The sequence below is a fragment of the Aneurinibacillus danicus genome, from assembly GCF_007991215.1.
In the GTDB taxonomy this organism is placed as follows: Bacteria; Bacillota; Bacilli; order Aneurinibacillales; family Aneurinibacillaceae; genus Aneurinibacillus; species Aneurinibacillus danicus.
Genome location: NZ_BJXX01000285.1, coordinates 1 through 879, shown reverse-complemented (window position 1 = coordinate 879; position 879 = coordinate 1). Strand labels below are relative to the sequence as shown.

Here is an 879-nt window from a genome sequence, read left to right as displayed (position 1 = left end):
CTCAAAGACATTGATAAAATTGAACTTGTAGCAATGGATATGTGGAATCCTTATAAAAGTGCTGTTAAATCAGTGATACCACATGCCAAAATCGTAATTGATAAGTTTCATGTTGTTAAATTAGCCAATGAAGCCCTGGAAAAGATACGAAAGGCTAATCGCCAGAATGTGTCAGCCAAAGAACGTAGGCAACTCATGAGAGACCGTTACGTACTTCTAACAAGACGTAAAGACCTTAATGACTTTGATGACCAAATAAAATTACAAATATGGACTGATACATTCCCGTTACTTGGTCAAGCATATGAGCTTAAAGAGCAATTCTTTGACATTTATGAGGCTGAATCAATCAACGAAGCCTATAAACTGTATCAAAACTGGTTTTCAAATATACCTAAAGAATTGATGGCTTATTTTGGTGATCTAATAAAAGCAGTGAACAATTGGGAAGAAGAGATATTCAACTATTTCAATTCTCCAATTACAAACGCCTATACAGAATCCCTGAATCGTTTAATTAAGACAATGAACCATGTTGGTCGTGGTTACTCTTTTGAAGCCCTCAGAGCAAAAATCTTATTTACACAAGGCTATCGTAAAATAAAAAAGAAAAAGAAATTCAAAGAAGTTGAGATTACTTTTGGAAAAATGTTGCCTGATCAATTTCCAAATTTGGAACAAGCAGGCTATGAATGGGTGTATGAGGAAATCTATGGGGCTGATATTTCCACACTGATCAAGGCTATGGAAGAGGGTACCTTTTAATCCTCTTTCCACACTATTTTCCGATTACCCCATATTATATTGTTGTAGGAAAAGCTAATGATGGTGTAACTTTAGATGGGTATGGAACACTTAAAAACCCAGGTTAATTATTAA

At 34.9% G+C, this 879-nt stretch carries 1 protein-coding gene; it reads left to right on the top strand.

The genetic code is table 11. From position 1 onward, the window contains the following. The coding region (locus ADA01nite_RS21765; protein ID WP_146812513.1) for a transposase at positions 1–765 on the top strand (765 nt) is incomplete at its 5' end. Between the last annotated feature and the right edge of the window lie 114 nt (positions 766–879).